15 protein-coding genes are annotated in these 17684 nt (G+C 54.0%); 4 read left to right on the top strand and 11 right to left on the bottom strand.

Annotated elements, in window-relative coordinates:
• Nucleotides 1–14 precede the first annotated feature (14 nt).
• The 6 genes from OGY71_RS03195 to nasR all read right to left on the bottom strand — a co-directional run bounded on the left by OGY71_RS03195 (nt 15) and on the right by nasR (nt 11025).
• Entirely contained in the window at nt 15–2615 is a 2601-nt protein-coding gene (locus OGY71_RS03195) for a nitrate reductase (protein ID WP_286612830.1), read from the bottom strand.
• The gene (gene nirB / locus OGY71_RS03190) at nt 2612–6676 is read right to left on the bottom strand and encodes a nitrite reductase large subunit NirB (RefSeq protein ID WP_286612828.1); all 4065 of its coding nucleotides are present in this window, start codon (nt 6674–6676) and stop codon (nt 2612–2614) included. The genes OGY71_RS03195 and nirB overlap by 4 nt, the downstream gene beginning before the upstream one ends.
• A gap of 10 nt (nt 6677–6686) precedes the next feature.
• Nucleotides 6687–7475 (bottom strand): ABC transporter ATP-binding protein, encoded by a 789-nt coding sequence (locus OGY71_RS03185; RefSeq protein ID WP_003833396.1) that lies wholly within the window; start codon nt 7473–7475, stop codon nt 6687–6689.
• 9 nt (nt 7476–7484) lie between these two features.
• Nucleotides 7485–8360 (bottom strand): nitrate ABC transporter permease, encoded by an 876-nt coding sequence (gene ntrB, locus OGY71_RS03180; protein WP_008784966.1) that lies wholly within the window; start codon nt 8358–8360, stop codon nt 7485–7487.
• A 1-nt stretch (nt 8361) separates the two neighbouring features.
• On the bottom strand, nt 8362–9621 hold the full coding sequence (locus OGY71_RS03175) for a CmpA/NrtA family ABC transporter substrate-binding protein (protein ID WP_267441061.1): 1260 nt from the start codon (nt 9619–9621) through the stop codon (nt 8362–8364).
• Between the two features lie 222 nt (nt 9622–9843).
• Nucleotides 9844–11025 (bottom strand): nitrate regulatory protein NasR, encoded by a 1182-nt coding sequence (nasR, locus tag OGY71_RS03170; RefSeq protein ID WP_063940838.1) that lies wholly within the window; start codon nt 11023–11025, stop codon nt 9844–9846.
• Between the two features lie 73 nt (nt 11026–11098).
• Between nasR and OGY71_RS03165 the strand changes: the two genes are divergently transcribed.
• Together OGY71_RS03165 and OGY71_RS03160 are read left to right on the top strand one after the other, a co-directional pair.
• On the top strand, nt 11099–11452 hold the full coding sequence (locus OGY71_RS03165; RefSeq protein ID WP_003833402.1) for a DsrE/DsrF/TusD sulfur relay family protein: 354 nt from the start codon (nt 11099–11101) through the stop codon (nt 11450–11452).
• Between the two features lie 261 nt (nt 11453–11713).
• Nucleotides 11714–11959: a DUF1883 domain-containing protein gene (locus tag OGY71_RS03160; RefSeq protein WP_003833405.1), complete on the top strand. Its 246-nt coding sequence runs from the start codon at nt 11714–11716 to the stop codon at nt 11957–11959.
• Nucleotides 11960–12013: 54 nt separating this feature from the next.
• Here OGY71_RS03160 and OGY71_RS03155 read toward each other — a convergent pair whose 3' ends face one another.
• Nucleotides 12014–12709 carry a gamma-glutamylcyclotransferase gene (locus tag OGY71_RS03155; protein ID WP_003833406.1) on the bottom strand — a complete coding sequence of 232 codons (696 nt, stop codon included), beginning with the start codon at nt 12707–12709 and terminating at the stop codon, nt 12014–12016.
• Nucleotides 12710–13112: 403 nt separating this feature from the next.
• Between OGY71_RS03155 and chaA the strand changes: the two genes are divergently transcribed.
• Entirely contained in the window at nt 13113–14213 is a 1101-nt protein-coding gene (gene chaA / locus OGY71_RS03150) for a sodium-potassium/proton antiporter ChaA (protein ID WP_003833407.1), read from the top strand.
• A 54-nt stretch (nt 14214–14267) separates the two neighbouring features.
• On the opposite strand, the gene OGY71_RS03145 is transcribed toward chaA, so the two are convergent.
• Together OGY71_RS03145 and OGY71_RS03140 are read right to left on the bottom strand one after the other, a co-directional pair.
• Nucleotides 14268–14351 carry a hypothetical protein gene (locus OGY71_RS03145; protein WP_236115527.1) on the bottom strand — a complete coding sequence of 28 codons (84 nt, stop codon included), beginning with the start codon at nt 14349–14351 and terminating at the stop codon, nt 14268–14270.
• Nucleotides 14352–14537: 186 nt separating this feature from the next.
• On the bottom strand, nt 14538–15131 hold the full coding sequence (locus tag OGY71_RS03140; protein ID WP_206159575.1) for a TetR/AcrR family transcriptional regulator: 594 nt from the start codon (nt 15129–15131) through the stop codon (nt 14538–14540).
• A 72-nt stretch (nt 15132–15203) separates the two neighbouring features.
• Between OGY71_RS03140 and bdcA the strand changes: the two genes are divergently transcribed.
• Nucleotides 15204–15917, top strand: coding sequence for an SDR family oxidoreductase (gene bdcA / locus OGY71_RS03135; protein WP_003833410.1), 714 nt, complete (start codon nt 15204–15206; stop codon nt 15915–15917).
• Nucleotides 15918–15984: 67 nt separating this feature from the next.
• Here the strand turns inward: bdcA and kdsA are convergent, their stop codons facing one another.
• Together kdsA and sirB1 are read right to left on the bottom strand one after the other, a co-directional pair.
• Complete coding sequence (gene kdsA, locus OGY71_RS03130; protein ID WP_003020772.1) at nt 15985–16839, bottom strand: 3-deoxy-8-phosphooctulonate synthase; 855 nt, start codon at nt 16837–16839, stop codon at nt 15985–15987.
• Nucleotides 16840–16874: 35 nt separating this feature from the next.
• Nucleotides 16875–17684, bottom strand: coding sequence for an invasion regulator SirB1 (gene sirB1 / locus OGY71_RS03125; protein ID WP_003020775.1), 810 nt, complete (start codon nt 17682–17684; stop codon nt 16875–16877).

The following is a 17684-nucleotide window of genomic DNA, read 5'->3' as shown; positions in this document are numbered from 1 at the left end:
TTTCAGGAATATCCTTAATCATTGAGTGTAATTTTTTGTGCCAGTAATGTCTTCAGTTCCGGAATACACGAGCCGCAATTACTCCCGCAACGTAACGCTTTTCCCAATGCCTGAACTGTATCACAACCGTTAGCGATAGCCTGGGTAATGGCCTTTTCTCCTACGCTGTAACAACTACAAATAGTCGCGCCCTTATCAGCCGTAATACCACCGGGTTTCCCGCCCAACAGGGCATGACGAGTCTGAGCGTTTTCCGGCGTTTGCATGAATGCGCAGAGGATCGCCGCATCATCAATCTGCGGCAGCGTTGCCGCTGACCAGAGCCCAAGCATCAGCTTTCCTTCATGCCAGGCCAACAGATTCAGTCCCTGCTCCCATTTCGCCTGCTGAAGTTGCCAGCCTTGCGTCACACAATATTGTTGCAGCCACGCAGAAATATCGCTGTCGCCCGCCAGCGTATAACGCACGGCATTGTCAGCACTTTTGCGCCACCAGTGAACGAACCCCGGTAACGTCAGCACGGAGCGACAAAACAGCTCTCCCTGCCACCGGGGCTGCCATGCCATAATGCGCACCGCTGTCTGTTTGCTTTCCGGCTGTCCAGAGTCAGGGTCACAAATCGGTGCCACCAATGCATTTACCCGTCCTTGACGGGCAAAATGATTATTCCAATGCATTGAAGTGAAGACGTTCCCTGGCCGCTGCCCACGGTGAATGGTCACCCTACCAACCATTACGCCGCGCGGGGAGTTAACCCGGCATAGCGCACCTTCATTCAGCTTTAAGCGATAGGTATCCTCTGGTGCAATTTCTACCAGCGGTTCATTGATGTGCTGCATCAGGCGTGAAATCGTCCCCGTCCGCGTCATAGTGTGCCACTGATCGCGAATGCGACCACTGTTTAGCACCAATGGATAGAGGGCATCACAGGCAGTTTTCATCCCCTGTGGCGTAACAGATACCAGGCGTAAACGTTGGTTACCACGCCACCCCTGCCAAAAATTTAGCGTTGATGAGCCGGTACTCACTGGCCAGCGAACCGGCGTCATCTCATCCCACTGTTGATGCGTCAGCTCCGCTAACGCGCCGATATCAAATGCACGTTCCCCCCTGTTTTCATAACCGGAAAGCGCCGCATGTTCACAAAATACCTCCCATGCGCTTTGCCAGCCAAACGCATGGGCAAAACCCAACTGTTTCGCTATTTGCGCGACGATCCACCAATCCGCCCTCGTCTCACCCGGCGCTGGTAAAAATGCGCGCTGGCGCGAGATCCGTCGTTCTGAGTTCGTCACCGTACCGTTTTTTTCGCCCCAGGCCTGAGCCGGAAACCGAATATGCGCGTAGCGGCTGGTGTCTGTGTCTGCCACGACTTCAGAGACAATCACCAGTGGACAGGCTGCCAACGCCTGGCACACGGCATGGCTGTCCGGTAATGACACCGCCGGGTTTGTCCCCATGATCCATACCGCTTTAACGTCGCCTTTACCGATCGCTTCAAACAAATCCACGGCCATCAAACCAGGCGTCTGCGCCAACCTTTCAGTGCCCCAGAAGCGGGACAGGCGGGCAAGATCCTGGGGTTCAAAATTCATATGCGCCGCCAGCTGCGTCGCCAACCCGCCAACTTCCCGGCCACCCATCGCATTGGGTTGCCCGGTCAGCGAAAATGGGCCGCACCCTTGTCGACCAAACTTACCGCTGGCCAAATGCACGTTAATAATCGCATTACACTTATCGCTACCGCTGGCAGACTGGTTAATGCCCATGGTGTATAGCGTGATGGCTGTTGGCGCGCGCATAAACCAGTCATAGAAGGTGACAATATCGGCAACATCCAGCCCGCAAAACTGCGCCACACGCGCGAGGCACCAGTCGCGCGCAATAGCAAACGTTTCTGCAGCGTCATCAAATTCACTTTGCGCATTACCCTCAGCCACAATCCTGTTCAGTAAGCCAACAAACAGCCCAGCATCGCTACCGGGCAGCAGGGAAAGATGCAGATCGCCGATATCACAGGTTGCGGTGCAGCGAGGATCGATAACCACGACTTTCATCGACGGATTAGCATTACGCGCCTGCACCAGACGCTGATACAGCACCGGATGCGTCCATGCTGCATTCGATCCCACCAATACCACCAAATCACTGCATTCGATGTCCTCATAACTGCAGGGCACGACATCCGCTCCTAGCGCCCGCTTGTATCCGGTCACCGCAGACGACATACAAAGCCGCGAATTGGTATCAATATTGGCCGCGCCAATGAAGCCTTTCATCAGCTTATTCGCCGCATAGTAATCCTCCGTCAGCAGTTGCCCGGAGGCATAAAAGGCTACGGCATGCGGGCCATGCTGAGCGATGATAGCGCGCAGACGTTCACCGGCGGTGTCCAGCGCCTGCGACCAACTCGCCGTTTCGCCATCCACCATCGGTTGCAACAACCTGCCGCTAAGTCCTGTGGTTTCAGCCAGCGCCGCGCCTTTGACGCATAAGCGGCCAAAGTTTGCCGGATGTTCGGGGTCACCTCTGACGGTGACGCCATTATTGTCTACCTGCGCAATCACGCCGCAGCCAACGCCACAGTACGGGCACGTTGTACGAGTCTCACTCATGATGCCTCCGCCCGCAGGATCAGCGCCTGAGTTCCCACCCACACTTTGCCCGCCTCCACTTTCACCGGCCAGGCGCGTACCGCCTGTTCTCCGCTGTCATACTGGCGGCCATCGCGCAGACGAATACGTTGTTTATACAGCGGCGAGATAACAATCGGCTCACCCTGCACATCCCCCAGAATACCGCGCGATAACACCTGCGCAGCGCTACCGGGTTCAAGGTTATCAAGGGCATAAATCGTCTGCCCAAAGCGGAATAATGCAATTTGCACATCTCCCAGACGTGCGCCAATACCCGCCTGCTCAGGGATTGCATCAAGGGTGCATATCTCCTGCCAGGGTTTTGTCGGTAATGACTCACGGCCCCTGGATGCAGGTTTAGCCAACTGCGGTTGCCCGCGTAAAGGCGCGCGGGCAACCGTCTCATCCGCCTCATCACTATTGATATATGAACGAAACAGCGCCAGACGCTGCGGGCTACTGAGCGTGGTTTGCCATTCGCACTGGTAGCTTTCCACAACCCGCGCCATCTCTTGTTCCAGTTCACTGGCAATCCCTAAACTGTCGTCGAGGATCACTTCACGCAAATACGCAATGCCCCCTTCCAGGTTATCCATCCAGGTGCTGGTACGTTGCAGACGATCCGCGGTGCGAATGTAGAACATCAGGAAACGGTCGATAGTGCGCATCAGCGCGGTATCATCTAAATCACTGGCAAACAAATCGGCATGGCGTGGTTTCATTCCTCCATTGCCGCACAGATAGAGATTCCAGCCTTTATCCGTCGCAATGACGCCCACATCCTTGCTCTGTGCCTCGGCGCACTCCCGGGTACAACCGGACACCGCCATTTTAATTTTGTGTGGTGCACGCAACCCTTTGTAGCGATTTTCAAGCATCACCGCCATTGCCGTTGAGTCCTGTACGCCGTAGCGACACCAGGTCGAGCCAACGCAAGACTTCACCGTTCGCAACGACTTCCCGTACGCATGCCCTGTTTCAAACCCCGCAGCCACCAGTTCGCGCCAGATATCAGGTAACTGTTCCAGACGCGCGCCGAAAAGATCCACCCGTTGCCCGCCGGTGATTTTGCTGTACAGCTGGTAACGTTTCGCAATCTGTCCTATGGCGATCAGGCCGTCCGGTGTGACCTCTCCCGCAGGCATACGCGGGACCACAGAATAGGAACCGTCTTTTTGAATATTGGCAAAATAGCGATCGTTCGTGTCCTGCAGCGGTAAGTGCGCAGGTTTAAGCAGATACTCATTCCAGCAGGACGCCAGCACTGACCCCACCAGAGGTTTACAGATTTCGCAGCCGTGACCATGGCCGTAACGGCTAATCAACTGTTCGAAAGTATGGATATGGTTCACCCGTACAAGGTGATAAATCTCCTGGCGCGACCAGGGAAAATGTTCACAGATATCCTTTTTGACCTCAACGCCCTGGGCCGCAAGTTGGTGCTCCATCACTTGTTTCACCAGCGCGCTGCATCCGCCACAACCGGTCGCTGCTTTAGTGCACTGTTTGATGGCGCCAATGTCCGTCGCACCAGCACTTACCGCCCGGCATATATCGGCCTTACTGACGTTATGACAAGAGCAGATTTGCGCTGTATCGGGCAATGCCGCAACCCCAAGCGCTTTTGGCGCACCGCCCGCCAGCGCGGGCAGGATCAGCGATTCCGGCTGACCAGGAAGCGGCATCCCATTCAACATCATTTGCAATAGCGTGGCGTAATCGCCAGCATCGCCAACCAGCACTCCGCCCAACAGCGTTTTGCCCTCTGCGCTGACGACGATCTTTTTGTAGATCTGCTCAGGACCATGCGTCCATTGATAGCTTTTCGCGCCCGGCGTACGGGCATGCGCATCGCCAAAAGAAGCAACATCAACGCCCAGCAGCTTGAGCTTGGTGCTCATATCCGCCCCGCTAAAGCTGACATCTTCTCCGGCCAGCTGTGCGGCGACTACCCGCGCCATTTGATATCCCGGCGCGACAAGGCCAAAGACTCGCCCTTCCCACAGCGCACATTCGCCGATTGCAAAAATGGCGTCATCTGACGTGCGACAGTGGCTATCGATACAAATCCCACCGCGTTCGCCAATATCTAAACCGCTGCGACGCGCCAGCGCATCCTGCGGACGAATACCCGCAGAAAAAACCACCATTTCGGTTTCCAGCTTTTCGCCGTCGGCAAAGTGCAGTACCAGTCCGTCAGTGGTACTTTCAATTTCCGTGGTTGATTTTGCGGTGTGGACGCCAACGCCAAGCGCCTCTATCTTTTCTCGTAACATCGCGGCACCGGCGTTATCCAGCTGCACCGCCATCAGATTAGCGGCAAACTCAACAACATGCGTTTCCAGACCAAGCTGACGCAGCGCGTTCGCAGCCTCCAGACCAAGCAGGCCACCGCCGATCACCACCCCGCGGCGCGCACTTTTCGCTTTCGCTGCAATGGCATCTAAATCGTCCAACGTACGATAAACAAAGCAGGCGGGTGAGTCCCCACCTTTCACAGGGGGGACAAATGGATACGATCCGGTGGCAAGTACCAGCGAATCCCAGTGGGTTTCATGTCCGTCGGCGTTGCGGATGACGTGCATCTCACGATCGATCTCGGTCACGCATTGCCCCAAACGTAGCTCTATGCCATTACGGGCAAAGAAATCATCAGCGACAAGCGAAAGTGATTGCGCGCTGCGCCCGGCGAAATACTCTGACAGATGCACCCGGTCATAGGCGGCATAACGTTCTTCGCCAAACACCACAATGTGATAATGCAAATGCAGATTACGGCTAACGCATTGCTCAAGAAAATGGTGGCCAACCATACCGTGTCCCACAACAGCCAGTGTCGGTTTTGTCATCGTCATCTGTCCTGCAGCCGATGGCTGCGTATCAAAGCGGTCGAAGAGCCAGTCGGAGTGTGCTGTCGCCCCCTGGGCCAGCAAATCGGTTAATGGCGCTGCGCTATGGCAATCGCCCATCAGCAGCACACCATGGAGTTTTCCATCACGCGTCAGCAAGCGGCGATAGTGCCCGCTGAGCGGATCGTATGTGCTCAGGGTGGCATCCGTCGCCGTCGTGTCCGTTACGCCTGCACTAAACAGATCAATTCCCGTCACCTTGAGGCGCGTTCCGCTCGCCTGCCAACCAAATCCGGCACCGATAAAACCCGCTAGTCGCGCAGCCAACACCTCAGCCTGTTTCAGGCACGGCGCAACCAGTCCCCACGTCTGGCCGTTAATCTCGCAGCATTCCCCGACGGCGCTAATGCCGGGCATTGAGGTGCGAAGCTGTTCATCCACCACAATCCCCTGCTGACAAACAGCACCGCACTCCTGCGCCAGGGAGATATTGGGTTTAACCCCCGTGGCAATCACCACGCCATCCGCCGCAATACGCTGGCCATCCAGCAACGTTACGCAGTCGGCTTCGATACTGACGAGCCCAGAACTAAGCTCGCAGCGAATACCACGTCCTGTTAGTTGCGCCTGCAGCAGATCGCTGGCCTGTTGATCAAGCTGTTGTTCCATCAACCTTCCCGCGCGATGAATCAACGTGACATCGTCACCGTGAAGACGTAAGGCTGCCGCGGCCTCCACGCCGAGAACGCCACCACCCAGCACCACCTTTGGCCCAGACTGCTGGAGAATCACCTCGACATCCTGCATCGTGCGAAAAGCATGAACATGCGGTTGTTGGACGCCTGGAATGGGCGGAATAAACGGATACGATCCGGTGGAAAATACCAGCTCATCCCAGAACAAAAGCCGTTTTGTGGTGGTCAGGCTGCGGCTGGTGGCATCAACGGCCAACACAGCTTCATCGCTCAGAACCGTCACGCCGTGATCGAGATACCACTGCGCCGGATGAAGCAAAGTTTGCGCAAAGGGCTTTTCTCCCCCCAGCACCGGTGAAAGTTGGATCCGGTTGTAGGCAAGCTGCGGCTCTTCACCAATAACGGTGACGGAAATGCCGCCGTTTTTGTACATAACAAGCGCCTCAATCAGACGAGTTGCCGCCATGCCATGACCCACAATGACCAGTCGCGTCATCTTCCCCTCCTTACGCCGCCTTCGGCTGTTTCTCATATAGAAAATGGAGAATGCGTTGTCGCAGGTGGTGGTATCGGCTGTCATCGGCAAGCTGGACCCGATTGCGTGGGCGCGGTAAATCAACCGTCAAGATCTCGCCCACCGTCGCCGCTGGCCCGTTGGTCATCATCAGAACCCGGTCGGAAAGTAGCACCGCTTCATCAACGTCGTGAGTGATCAGCACAATGGTGGTATTCAGCGACTGCTGGATGTGCATCACCGTATCCTGCAAATGTGCCCTGGTGAGCGCATCCAGTGCGCCAAACGGTTCATCCATAAGCAGGACTTTGGGTTTCATCGCCAGTGCCCGGGCAATACCCACGCGTTGCTTCATCCCACCAGAGACTTCACCGGGGTGTTTGTGCATCGCGTGCCCCATCTGGACGCGGTGCAGGTTGTGTTCGATCCACTCACGTCGCTCGGCTTTACTCATGGTGTGGCGAAATACCTGATCGACGGCCAGGGCTACGTTGTCGAAACAGGTCAGCCATGGCAGCAGCGAATGATTTTGGAAAACGACCGCCCGCTCAGGCCCCGGCCCGGCGATTTCGCGGTTATCGCAAATCAGGCCACCTTCAGTTGGTAACGTAATGCCGGCAATCAGATTCAAAAGCGTCGACTTTCCGCAACCGGAGTGACCAATCAAACTCACTGTCTCCCCTTCATGGATATCAAAAGAGACATTGTGTAGCGCGAGGAACTCACCGCTGGCGGTAGAAAAACGTTGGCTGACCGCCTGGACCTGAATAATGGGTTTCATGTTGTCTCCTTATTTTTCCTGCCAGCTATAACGACGTGCCACCAGCATTAGCCCCTGCTCAAGCAGCAGACCGACAACGCCGATGATGACGATAGCAATGAGAATGTTTTCGACGTTAAGGTTGTTCCACTCATTCCAGATCCAAAAACCAATCCCTAACCCGCCGGTGAGCATTTCTGCTGCCACAATCACCAACCAGGCGATGCCAATCGACAGGCGTACGCCAGTGAGGATCGCCGGAAGCACGGCGGGGAAAAGTATCCGCCGCATCACCGTCCACTCAGAGAGTTGCAATACGCGAGCTACGTTGAGGTAATCGTCAGGGATTCTCCGCACCCCTTCGGCGGTGTTGATCACCATCGGCCATATAGAGCAGATAAAGATGGTCCAGCTCGATGCGGGTTCCGCTTTTTGAAACAACAGCAGTCCAATCGGCAGCCAGGCCAGCGGACTGACCGGGCGCAACAGCGCAATCAGCGGCGAAAACATGTGCGAAAAGAAGGTGAAACGCCCAATCAGAAAGCCCAGCGGAATCCCCACCAGCGCCGCTAATCCGAAACCGATCGCGACCCGTTGCAACGACGCCAGCACGTTCCAGCCGATACCCATATCATTCGGCCCGCCGTTATAGAACGGATCGGCAAACAACGTCAGGGCTGAATCCAGGGTGCTCAGCGGCGTCGGAAATCCTTTGCTGTTGATGGCGGCAAGTTGCCAGCACACCACCAGCAAGGCAATCCCCAGCAGAGCGGGTACGGCGCGTCTTAGCCATGTACTAAGCCACATTGACCATGGCATTTTGCGCTTTCTGACCTTCATCGTTGATAGCGTGATGACCTCACCGACTACCGGCTCAGGGGATTTAAGCTGCGTATTTTGTTTCATCTCAGGCTCCTGTACGGTGGAGGGTAAAACTGTTGGCATAGGCTTCTGGATTGCGGCCATCCCATACGGAACCGTCCATCAGCGTACTGGTGCGTAGCAATTGCGCAGGCGGTGTTATCCCACCAACCGCAGCTGCCGCATCGCGCCAGATATCGGTCCGGTTGATGCGCGCGGCAATGGCTGCATAATCCGGTTGTTGCTTTAACAATCCCCAACGGCGGAACTGGGTCAGAAACCACATGCCATCGGAATGCCAGGGAAAACTCACCTCGCCGTCGCGAAAAAAGCGTATGGCATGCGGATCCTGCCAGCGACGACCGGCACCGTTGTCGTACTCGCCCAGCATTCTCGCCGTCAGATAGCTTTCTTTGGTATTGAGCCAGGCCCGGCGCGCCAGAATTTGTGCTGTTTCGCGTTTATTGGCTTCACTGGCGTCTATCCAGCGCGATGCCTCAAGCAGCGCGCTAACCAGTGCCCGGGCAGTATGTGGATATTTTTCTACCCACTCCCGGCGCGTACCGAGTACTTTTTCCGGATGGTCGGGCCAGATATCCTGGGATGTCGCCGCGGTAAAACCAATGCGGTCGTTGATCGCCCGCGCATTCCACGGCTCGCCGACGCAGAAGCCACTCATATTGCCAATGCGCATGTTCATCACCATTTGCGGAGGCGGTACCACAACGGTGCGAACATCGGTGAAAGGATTGATGTCAGCGCTGGCCAGCCAGTAATAGAGCCACATGGCATGTGTGCCTGTGGGAAAGGTGTGCGCGAAGGTATAGGTTCCGGGCGCCTGCGAGACGATCCGTTTCTTCAGCGCAGACGCATCGGTAATGCCCTGCTCCAGCAGCGTTGCGGAGAGCGTGATCGCTTGACCGTTCTGATTGAGCGTCATCAGATTGGCCATGGGCTGCGCTTTACTGGCAATACCCAGTTCCAGGCCATACAACAGGCCGTACAGAACATGAGCCGCATCCAGCTCTCCAGAGACCAGTTTGTCACGCACTGCGGCCCAACTGGCCTCTTTGGTCGGCACCAGCGTAATGCCGTATTTTTTATCAAAACCTTTCAACGTGGCGATAACCAGCGGCGCGCAGTCGGTTAGCGGAATAAAACCGACCCGAACGGTAGTCATCTCCGGCGCATCAGACCCTGCCGCCCAGACCGAAGACATCAGTCCTGGAATCAGCGAGCTGGCCCCCATCACGGCACTTGCCTGTAAAAACCGCCGCCGCGTTAACGAAACTGTTCTGTCACCCATACATGCTCCCCATAAAAAAAGGCGTCCAACAATGCCTAAGCATTGCGGGACGCCTTTATCCTCAAAACAGTCAGACCGCCGTTGGCCTGCTGCTAAATTGTCTGTATGAGTGAATGCAATTCAGATGCCAGAATTACACTGGCGGTTTTAGCGGGTTCGACGCGTACCAGACGCCGCGGTGCACCCAAATATGGCAGACACTGCCCGCCTGTTGTGCAGTCGCTATCCCTGCATCAGGGATTTAACGGTAAGCAATGCCCGGGCGATATCGACCATCCGTTGGTTTTTATCCATCGCCATTTTTCGCAATAGCTGCCACGCCTGTTCTTCGCTGACCTGCTGGTGATTCATCAGGATGCTTTTTGCTTTATCAATCACCTTGCGCTCCTCTAAGGCGTCCTGCAATGAGGCAAGTTGGGCGCTCATTTGCTCCAGCTGGCGAGCCTGCTGGCGAACAACCCGCAATAATTGTTTATCCCGGCGCAGCGAGAGGGGTTCGTCAGCACGGTCGTCAAGCCAGTTGTCGAGCGGCAAAGCGTAGGTTTCTTCCGCCAGCCGACGCGCCACGACATTCAGCAATTCGGTAATCAACATCTCTTCGAGATGGCGTAATTGTTCAAGCCGCTGCGTTTGCAGGGTAAACCAGCGTAGCGCGCGTTCACCGTTATCGAGTTGGGGTTGTCGCGTACAGGCCTGGCGTCGCAGTTGTTCGATGGCGCCCGATGCCTCGCATTGCTGACGAAAATGCTGCACCAGTACAGGCGAAGCCAGGGAGATAAAGGTATCAAAGCACGGCTGCTGCCCGTCTATTCTGTCCACCAGTTCCTGGCGCATTTGAGGGTTAAATTCGCCCTGGGTAAAGCCAATGGCCCCTAACGCCCGCTCTTGTCCTACCAGCTCTTTACCCTGCATAAAACTGTACAGCGCCACCAGCCCACCTGCGACATGGGGATAATCAATGCTGTCGTTAAGCTGCGGCACAATACCCAGCAGATGGCGTAACGTCCGGCTGTACTGCTCCATCGCCTGCTGTGCATCGATAGTCTGCCCGCTGACAGACTCACGCAGCGTCGTTAGCTGATCGAGGCACCAGACGGTGCCAGCAATACGGTGGCACAACGCGCTGCCCGCCACCGGCATAATGTGCTGGAAAAGGATATGCAGTTGCCGACACTCTTCATCCACCAGCGCCCGACTGGCACGGACCTCCCGATCATAAAGCGTACCTTGAGAACACAACCAGATATTGGATGCACCGCGTTCGCACTGTAGCATATGCACCAGATGGCTAATGCGCATCACCAACTTACCGGACTGTGCCAGTTGGCGAAGCTGGGTGTTCTCAAGCTGGCGGGCATGGCGAAACCATTGCGTCGCGCCGAAATTTTGTGCATTTGTCATCATCTCTGCCCTCACCGATAACGGGTTATCCCTGAGGACAAGCAATATCCATGCCCCCCTGACAACAGGAGTAAAAATGCAAAAGATAGTGATCGTCGCGAACGGTGCGGCCTATGGAAGCGAATCGTTATTTAACAGCCTGCGTCTGGCCATCGCCCTGCGCGAACAGGAAGCGGATCTCGACCTGCGTCTGTTTTTAATGTCGGACGCGGTAACCGCGGGATTACGAGGTCAGAAACCTGCAGAAGGATACAATATTCAGCAAATGCTGGAGATCCTGACGGCGCAAAATGTGCCGGTCAAACTGTGCAAAACCTGCACCGATGGCCGTGGGATCACGACGCTGCCGTTAATTGACGGAGTAGCCGTCGGCACGCTGGTAGAACTGGCTCAATGGACGCTGGCTGCAGATAAAGTGCTGACCTTCTGATACACCGCTTCAGGCAAGCTCACTGAGAGTGTCGATAATTTCCGGATTTAATCGTAGATGGGCGCGGTTTCGTTGAACGTTAGCACGCCCTTTCAACCCTTTTGAGGGATTTTGTCACTTTTGTTTAATCGTTATGCCATTTTTTGATCAAAATCAGCATCCTGTTGCTCCCCCTTTGGTGTTATGCAATGAGTGAAATGTGAACAACATCACGCAGCACTTTCGACAGAAAGTACGTTGTTTTCAAGAACGGGGTGAAAAATGGCATTAGTGAAGGCGAGTTTAAAGTTATTTGGTGGCGATACGGTGGTTGTGCGCTGTTCCGAGCGCTGTCACATCCATCTGATGAGCGAGAAAAATCACGTCAAAGACACGCAGTCCGACATTTTAAGCGTGCAGGATCGTGATAACGCATGGTTAACCGTACCGTATACCGGCGTATGGAATGTGCTGATCGACAGCCATAGCCAGTCGCTCGAGCATTCAATAAGTTATATTGCAGCCTAAGCGTTAATTGCCCGAAAAGCGCCTGGCTTTCGGGCATTCAGTTCCTGGCTGGATTCAGGCAAACCCTGGACGCATAACACCTTCCGGCAGATTCTCTCCCAACAATCGTTTGACCGTGATCACCAGATCGTTAAGACAATCATCCTGCATCCCCAACTTGACCAGCTCTTGTTCCAGTGAGAACAGATACTGGGCGTTGGTGCCTAAAGGTCCGCTCGCCGTGGCGATAAGCGGCGCAATCACCTGCGCGCGCGTGTCTGACTCAAACAGCGGATGACGCGGATCCATAATAAAGACCAGTGCGTTCACCGTCCTGCCGTCATCAAGCGCCAACTGACACCAGGTCGGCAGATAACAGCCGGTGATCATTTCTCGCTTCCACAGCAGTGAAAGCTCTTGTTCCAGGGACGCGTCCGGCAAACGGTAGGCCACACCGGTGGTGCGTCCGCCTTCTTTCAGGGCCAGCATACGTCCTGGCTGACACGCCGTTCCTCGCCCCGCCGTCAGGCGCAAACAAAAAGCACGGTGCCAACCGACTAACGTCCCGGTACAGGACTCTTCAAACTCTAAGGCCGGGTTCCACATCAATGATCCATAACCGAAGATCCACACCGGTCCATCATCTGGTCGGCAAGCGAGCGTGGCAGCCAGTGAGGCTGCACGTTGTTCCGCTGACCAGAGTAGTGATTCTTCAATAGCACCAAATGCCGTCTTACAGTCGGCATTCAATAAAAAATCACGCGTTAACACCTTACACCTCCGCCACTGCAGCTTCCCTGCGACAACTTTTTTGACGCCTTCCGAGCTTTTTTACTGCTCATTTTGAAACCAATAGCTGGACAATAGGCAATTCACCGCTCGCTTGCAAGGGAACAAAGTGTCAACGGCACTTTATATCCTCTCGCGGTGGTACGTCCTGCACTATCATTTGTATCAGTACGATCATCAATTTTTGTGGATGCTAAAATCTAATGTGTTGTTATTTAAATATTCTCTAAACAAGATATGCAATTTCATTCGCTCGGATGCAAAAAATGGTCCATGCCGTAAAATTACGTAAAATCAGATCGGAAATACCGAAAGTTCTGTTATTTTTTACATTCTTTAATACTTTTATAATTATAAATACCTGCAGAGATGGAGAATTAGTTCAATGACACACGTACATGAGGCGGTAAAAACCCGCCACAAGGAGACCTCTCTCGTCTTCCCGATTTTGGCGCTGGTAGTACTGTTCTTCTGGGGGAGCAGTCAGTCACTACCAGTGGTCATCGGTATTAATGCGCTGGCCCTTATTGGTATATTAAGCAGCGCATTCAGCGTTGTCCGTCATGCGGATGTATTAGCACATCGACTTGGCGAACCCTACGGGTCGCTGATCCTCAGCCTGTCCGTTGTTATTCTTGAAGTCAGCTTAATCTCCGCATTAATGGCGACCGGCGATGCAGCGCCTACGCTCATGCGCGATACGCTATATTCAATCATTATGATCGTAACCGGCGGCCTGGTCGGTTTTTCATTACTGTTAGGTGGCCGTAAATTTGCCACTCAGTATATGAATCTGTTTGGTATTAAGCAGTATTTAATCGCCCTGTTTCCGCTGGCCATTATTGTACTGGTGTTCCCGATGGCTTTACCGGGTGCAAATTTCACTACCGCGCAGGCGCTATTAGTGGCATTAATTTCTGCGGCGATGTACGGCGTATTTTTGCTGATACAAACTAAAACGCATCAGAGCCTGTTCATTTATGAGCATGAAGACGAGGGTGACGATGACGATCCGCATCACGGTAAACCGTCAGCCCACAGCAATATGTGGCATGCCGCCTGGCTTATCATTCATCTGATCGCTGTTATTGCCGTGACCAAAATGAACGCCAGCCCGCTGGAGACATTGCTGACTGAACTGAATGCCCCAGTGGCATTTACCGGTTTCCTGGTCGCATTGCTGATCCTCTCCCCTGAAGGTCTGGGTGCGCTGAAAGCGGTTCTGAGCAACCAGGTACAGCGGGCGATGAATTTGTTCTTCGGTTCAGTATTAGCCACCATTTCACTGACCGTTCCGGTAGTGACCCTGATCGCATGGGCAACCGGGAATGATTTGGTCTTTGCGCTGGGCGCGCCAGAGATGATTGTGATGGTTTCATCACTGGTACTGTGCCACATCTCTTTCTCCACCGGACGCACCAACGTGCTTAACGGTGCGGCGCATCTGGCGCTGTTTATCGCCTATCTGATGACGATATTTGCCTGATTAGTTTTTCTGGTAGAACCCACGGCCCTTCGCAGGGCCGTTTTCTTTTACCGCTCACTGCTCCGGATAAACCTGTTGGCCATCGACAAACATTAATAACGACTCCGTTTGGTGCAATTTATCTGCCGGAATAGCCATAATATCCTGATTAAGCACCGCAAAATCGGCGAGCTTACCTACCCGCAAACTTCAGCAATGCCAATCCGCGTCGCATCAGTACCACCTACAACGATAACCCCCTGCTCTGATGCGGGTTGATATGAGGCACCGCCTGATTAAGTTCCCATTTTCCCCATCATATTTATCTACCTTATCATGTGATGATCATCTGGAAAGCTGATGCCGCACCGCTACGCTGGCGATTCGCGCGCTGGCTAGCAGACGTTCGAACGAATGCTCGCAACGCGCTTTTCCCGACAGGCCAAGCATTGTGGTACTGACGTAATCAGTCAGGCTGTCAGCCTCTTTAGGATGCCGCTGTGCGATAAAGTCGTGAATTTTATATTCGGCAGCCGAGTAGAAATTCCACGCGACCTTCCTCGCCTGCGGATCGTTACTGTGCGTGCCCTCCAGGACCAAACATCCCGGCGCATGCGGATCTGCGGCATAACGTCGCGCCGCCTCTTCAAGCAGATCGGTAAGACATTCAGAAACCGGTTTGTCGGGACGCAGAATGTCATCAAAAGGGATTGCCTCAGTTTGTACGTAGCGGTCAAGAACACGTTTATAAAGACCGATTTTGTTCCCAAAAGCAGCATAGAAACTGGGGGGCTTGATCGACAACGCCGCGGTGACATCCGCCACGCTAACTGCGTCATAGCCATGTGCGTGAAACAAGGGTTGTACTTTGGCAACGGCCATTTCTGGATCAAAATTACGTGGGCGTCCAGGTGCACGAGTACATTTTGTAGTGCTCATTACAAATCCATTGACAGAAAACTGTGCACCTATTATATATCGATCACTACATAATTGTTCAAGGAGTACCTCATGTCTTCTTTTAACGGCAAGTCAGTTCTGGTTCTTGGCGGCAGTCGTGGGATTGGCGCGGCTATCGTGCGCCGTTTTGCCGCGGATGGCGCATCGGTTACCTTTACCTATTCAGGCTCCCCTGACGCTGCCAAAGCGCTTGCTGATGAGACGGGTACCCAGACAGCGCAAACCGATAGCGCCGATCGTAACGCCGTCATCAACCGGGTACGCGAAAGCGGCCCGCTGGACGTGCTGGTAGTTAATGCAGGCATTATTCTGTTTGGTGATGCGCTGGAGCAGGATCCGGATGACGTTGAGCGCCTGTTCCGAATTAACATTCACTCCCCATACTATGCGGCCGTGGAAGCGGCACGACAGATGCCTGACGGCGGACGCATTATCATTATTGGCTCTGTGAATGGCGACCGTATGCCTCTTGCTGGCCTGGCCTCTTATGCAGTGAGCAAATCAGCGCTGCAAGGGCTGGCCCGGGGGCTGGCACGTGATTTTGGCCCGCGCAGTATTACGGTAAACGTGGTTCAACCGGGTCCTATTGATACCGATGCCAACCCGGAAGATGGCCCACTGAAAGAGGTGATGCACAGTTTTATGGCGCTAAAACGACATGGCCGTCCAGAGGAAGTTGCGGGAATGGTTGCCTGGCTTGCAGGCCCTGAGGCTGGGTTTGTGACGGGGGCAATGCATACAATTGACGGTGCGTTTGGCGCCTGACGGCCACCCTTAACACTTTTCTTAAACAGCAGTCCGAAGAGATATCTCTCCGGACTGCAATACTTTCTTAGTTCTCGGTATCCAGCTCGTCGAAGCTTTTTACCAGGTCATCAATCGCTTTAATCTGGGTCAGGAACTGTTCCAGTTTCGCCAGCGGCAGCGCGGATGGACCATCGCATTTCGCATTGGCTGGATCCGGATGCGCTTCAATAAACAGACCGGCCAGACCTACCGCCATACCTGCGCGCGCCAGTTCGGTAACCTGCGCACGACGACCGCCGCTTGCTGCTCCAAACGGGTCACGGCATTGCAGCGCATGGGTAACGTCAAAAATCACCGGCGAGTTGCCAGAAACTTTCTTCATCACGCTGAAGCCCAGCATATCCACAACCAGGTTGTCATAACCAAAGTTCGCGCCACGGTCGCACAGAATTACTTTGTCGTTGCCGCCTTCATGGAATTTATCCACGATATTGCCCATCTGGCCCGGGCTTACGAACTGCGGTTTTTTCACGTTGATAACGGCACCGGTTTTCGCCATCGCTTCCACCAGATCGGTCTGACGAGCGAGGAAGGCCGGCAGCTGAATCACATCCACCACGTCAGCAACAGGCTGAGCCTGGCTGGCTTCGTGAACGTCGGTGATCACTTTTACGCCAAAAGTCTGCTTCAGTTCCTGGAAGATTTTCATCCCTTCTTCAAGGCCCGGTCCACGGTAAGAGTGGATGGAAGAACGGTTGGCTTTATCAAAGGAGGCTTTGAACACGTAAGGGATACCCAGCTTTTGAGTAACGGTTACGTAGTGCTCACAAATGCGCATCGCCAGATCGCGGGATTCCAGCACGTTCATTCCGCCAAACAGCACGAACGGCAGGTCATTTGCCACGTTGATGTCGCCAATGCTAACCACTTTTTGTTTCATAGGATCGCCTTAAACGGTAGGTAAAGTGTCATTAATCAATGCAATACAATTTGCTTGTGCGAAATAGTATTAATCTGCGCACGAATCATTTCGCTGATCGGGTCTTCCGGACACTGTTCAACGAAATAACTTAAATCGGTCAGCGCAACATGTTCACACTCCAGTTGCGCGTAAATTAATCCACGATCGCGTATTTCATACGGATCTTCAGGATTAAACTGTAATAGTGCTTCGCTGGCACGCAGCGCCAGCTCCATTTGTCGCTCTTCCATCAGCGATGATTTCAGCGTATCGAGCAGCTTTCGAATTACTTCTGCATTATCCGCCTCATCCAGGTCTTCGTTAAACAGCTCCGCGACCGGGCTGATATTCCCCTTCAGCCACACTTCCAGCGTGTGCTCATTTAACGTTTCGCCATTGAACGGATTGATTAGCCACATTTCGCCATCGAGCGATTCAATACGCAGGATGAGTTGTGTCGGGAAAATCACCGGCACCAGCGGCAGTTCCAGTCGGTTGGCAATCCACAATAAGATCGCGCCCAGGGATACGGCACTGCCCTGACGATTTTTCAGTACCTGATCAAGCCATAGTGCATCAGAAAGACGATAGACGCCGTGGGTATCCGTAAACCCCCATTCGCCGTAAAAAAGTGCCAGCAGTTTTTCCAGTTGCTCATCCTGAGACAGGAGCTGGCTAATTTCTTCTTGCGCCAGACTGACCAGACGTTCCAGTTCGTCATAGACAGTTTGTGTTGGAAAATCCAGACGGATAGACTCCGACGCCAGGATCATCCCATCACACAATGGCGCTTTATTAAATTCGAAATCAGCTAACGACCTCAT

The sequence above is a fragment of the Citrobacter sp. Cpo109 genome (genome assembly GCF_030332565.1).
GTDB classification, from domain to species: domain Bacteria; phylum Pseudomonadota; class Gammaproteobacteria; order Enterobacterales; family Enterobacteriaceae; genus Citrobacter; species Citrobacter portucalensis.
The sequence above is the reverse complement of the archived record's forward strand: the minus strand, read 5'-3'. Positions and strand labels throughout refer to the sequence as shown.

Excerpts from the sequence above, each read along its gene's own strand:
- sirB1 (WP_003020775.1), bottom strand. The coding sequence starts at position 17,684 with ATGAGGTCGTTAGCTGATTTCGAATTTAATAAAGCGCCATTGTGTGAT.
- OGY71_RS03195 (WP_286612830.1), bottom strand. The coding sequence starts at position 2,615 with ATGAGTGAGACTCGTACAACGTGCCCGTACTGTGGCGTTGGCTGCGGC.
- OGY71_RS03160 (WP_003833405.1), top strand. The coding sequence starts at position 11,714 with ATGGCATTAGTGAAGGCGAGTTTAAAGTTATTTGGTGGCGATACGGTG.
- bdcA (WP_003833410.1), top strand. The coding sequence starts at position 15,204 with ATGTCTTCTTTTAACGGCAAGTCAGTTCTGGTTCTTGGCGGCAGTCGT.
- chaA (WP_003833407.1), top strand. The coding sequence starts at position 13,113 with ATGACACACGTACATGAGGCGGTAAAAACCCGCCACAAGGAGACCTCT.
- nasR (WP_063940838.1), bottom strand. The coding sequence starts at position 11,025 with ATGATGACAAATGCACAAAATTTCGGCGCGACGCAATGGTTTCGCCAT.
- kdsA (WP_003020772.1), bottom strand. The coding sequence starts at position 16,839 with ATGAAACAAAAAGTGGTTAGCATTGGCGACATCAACGTGGCAAATGAC.
- OGY71_RS03140 (WP_206159575.1), bottom strand. The coding sequence starts at position 15,131 with ATGAGCACTACAAAATGTACTCGTGCACCTGGACGCCCACGTAATTTT.
- nirB (WP_286612828.1), bottom strand. The coding sequence starts at position 6,676 with ATGACGCGACTGGTCATTGTGGGTCATGGCATGGCGGCAACTCGTCTG.
- OGY71_RS03175 (WP_267441061.1), bottom strand. The coding sequence starts at position 9,621 with ATGGGTGACAGAACAGTTTCGTTAACGCGGCGGCGGTTTTTACAGGCA.
- OGY71_RS03185 (WP_003833396.1), bottom strand. The coding sequence starts at position 7,475 with ATGAAACCCATTATTCAGGTCCAGGCGGTCAGCCAACGTTTTTCTACC.
- OGY71_RS03165 (WP_003833402.1), top strand. The coding sequence starts at position 11,099 with ATGCAAAAGATAGTGATCGTCGCGAACGGTGCGGCCTATGGAAGCGAA.
- OGY71_RS03145 (WP_236115527.1), bottom strand. The coding sequence starts at position 14,351 with ATGGCTATTCCGGCAGATAAATTGCACCAAACGGAGTCGTTATTAATG.
- ntrB (WP_008784966.1), bottom strand. The coding sequence starts at position 8,360 with ATGAAACAAAATACGCAGCTTAAATCCCCTGAGCCGGTAGTCGGTGAG.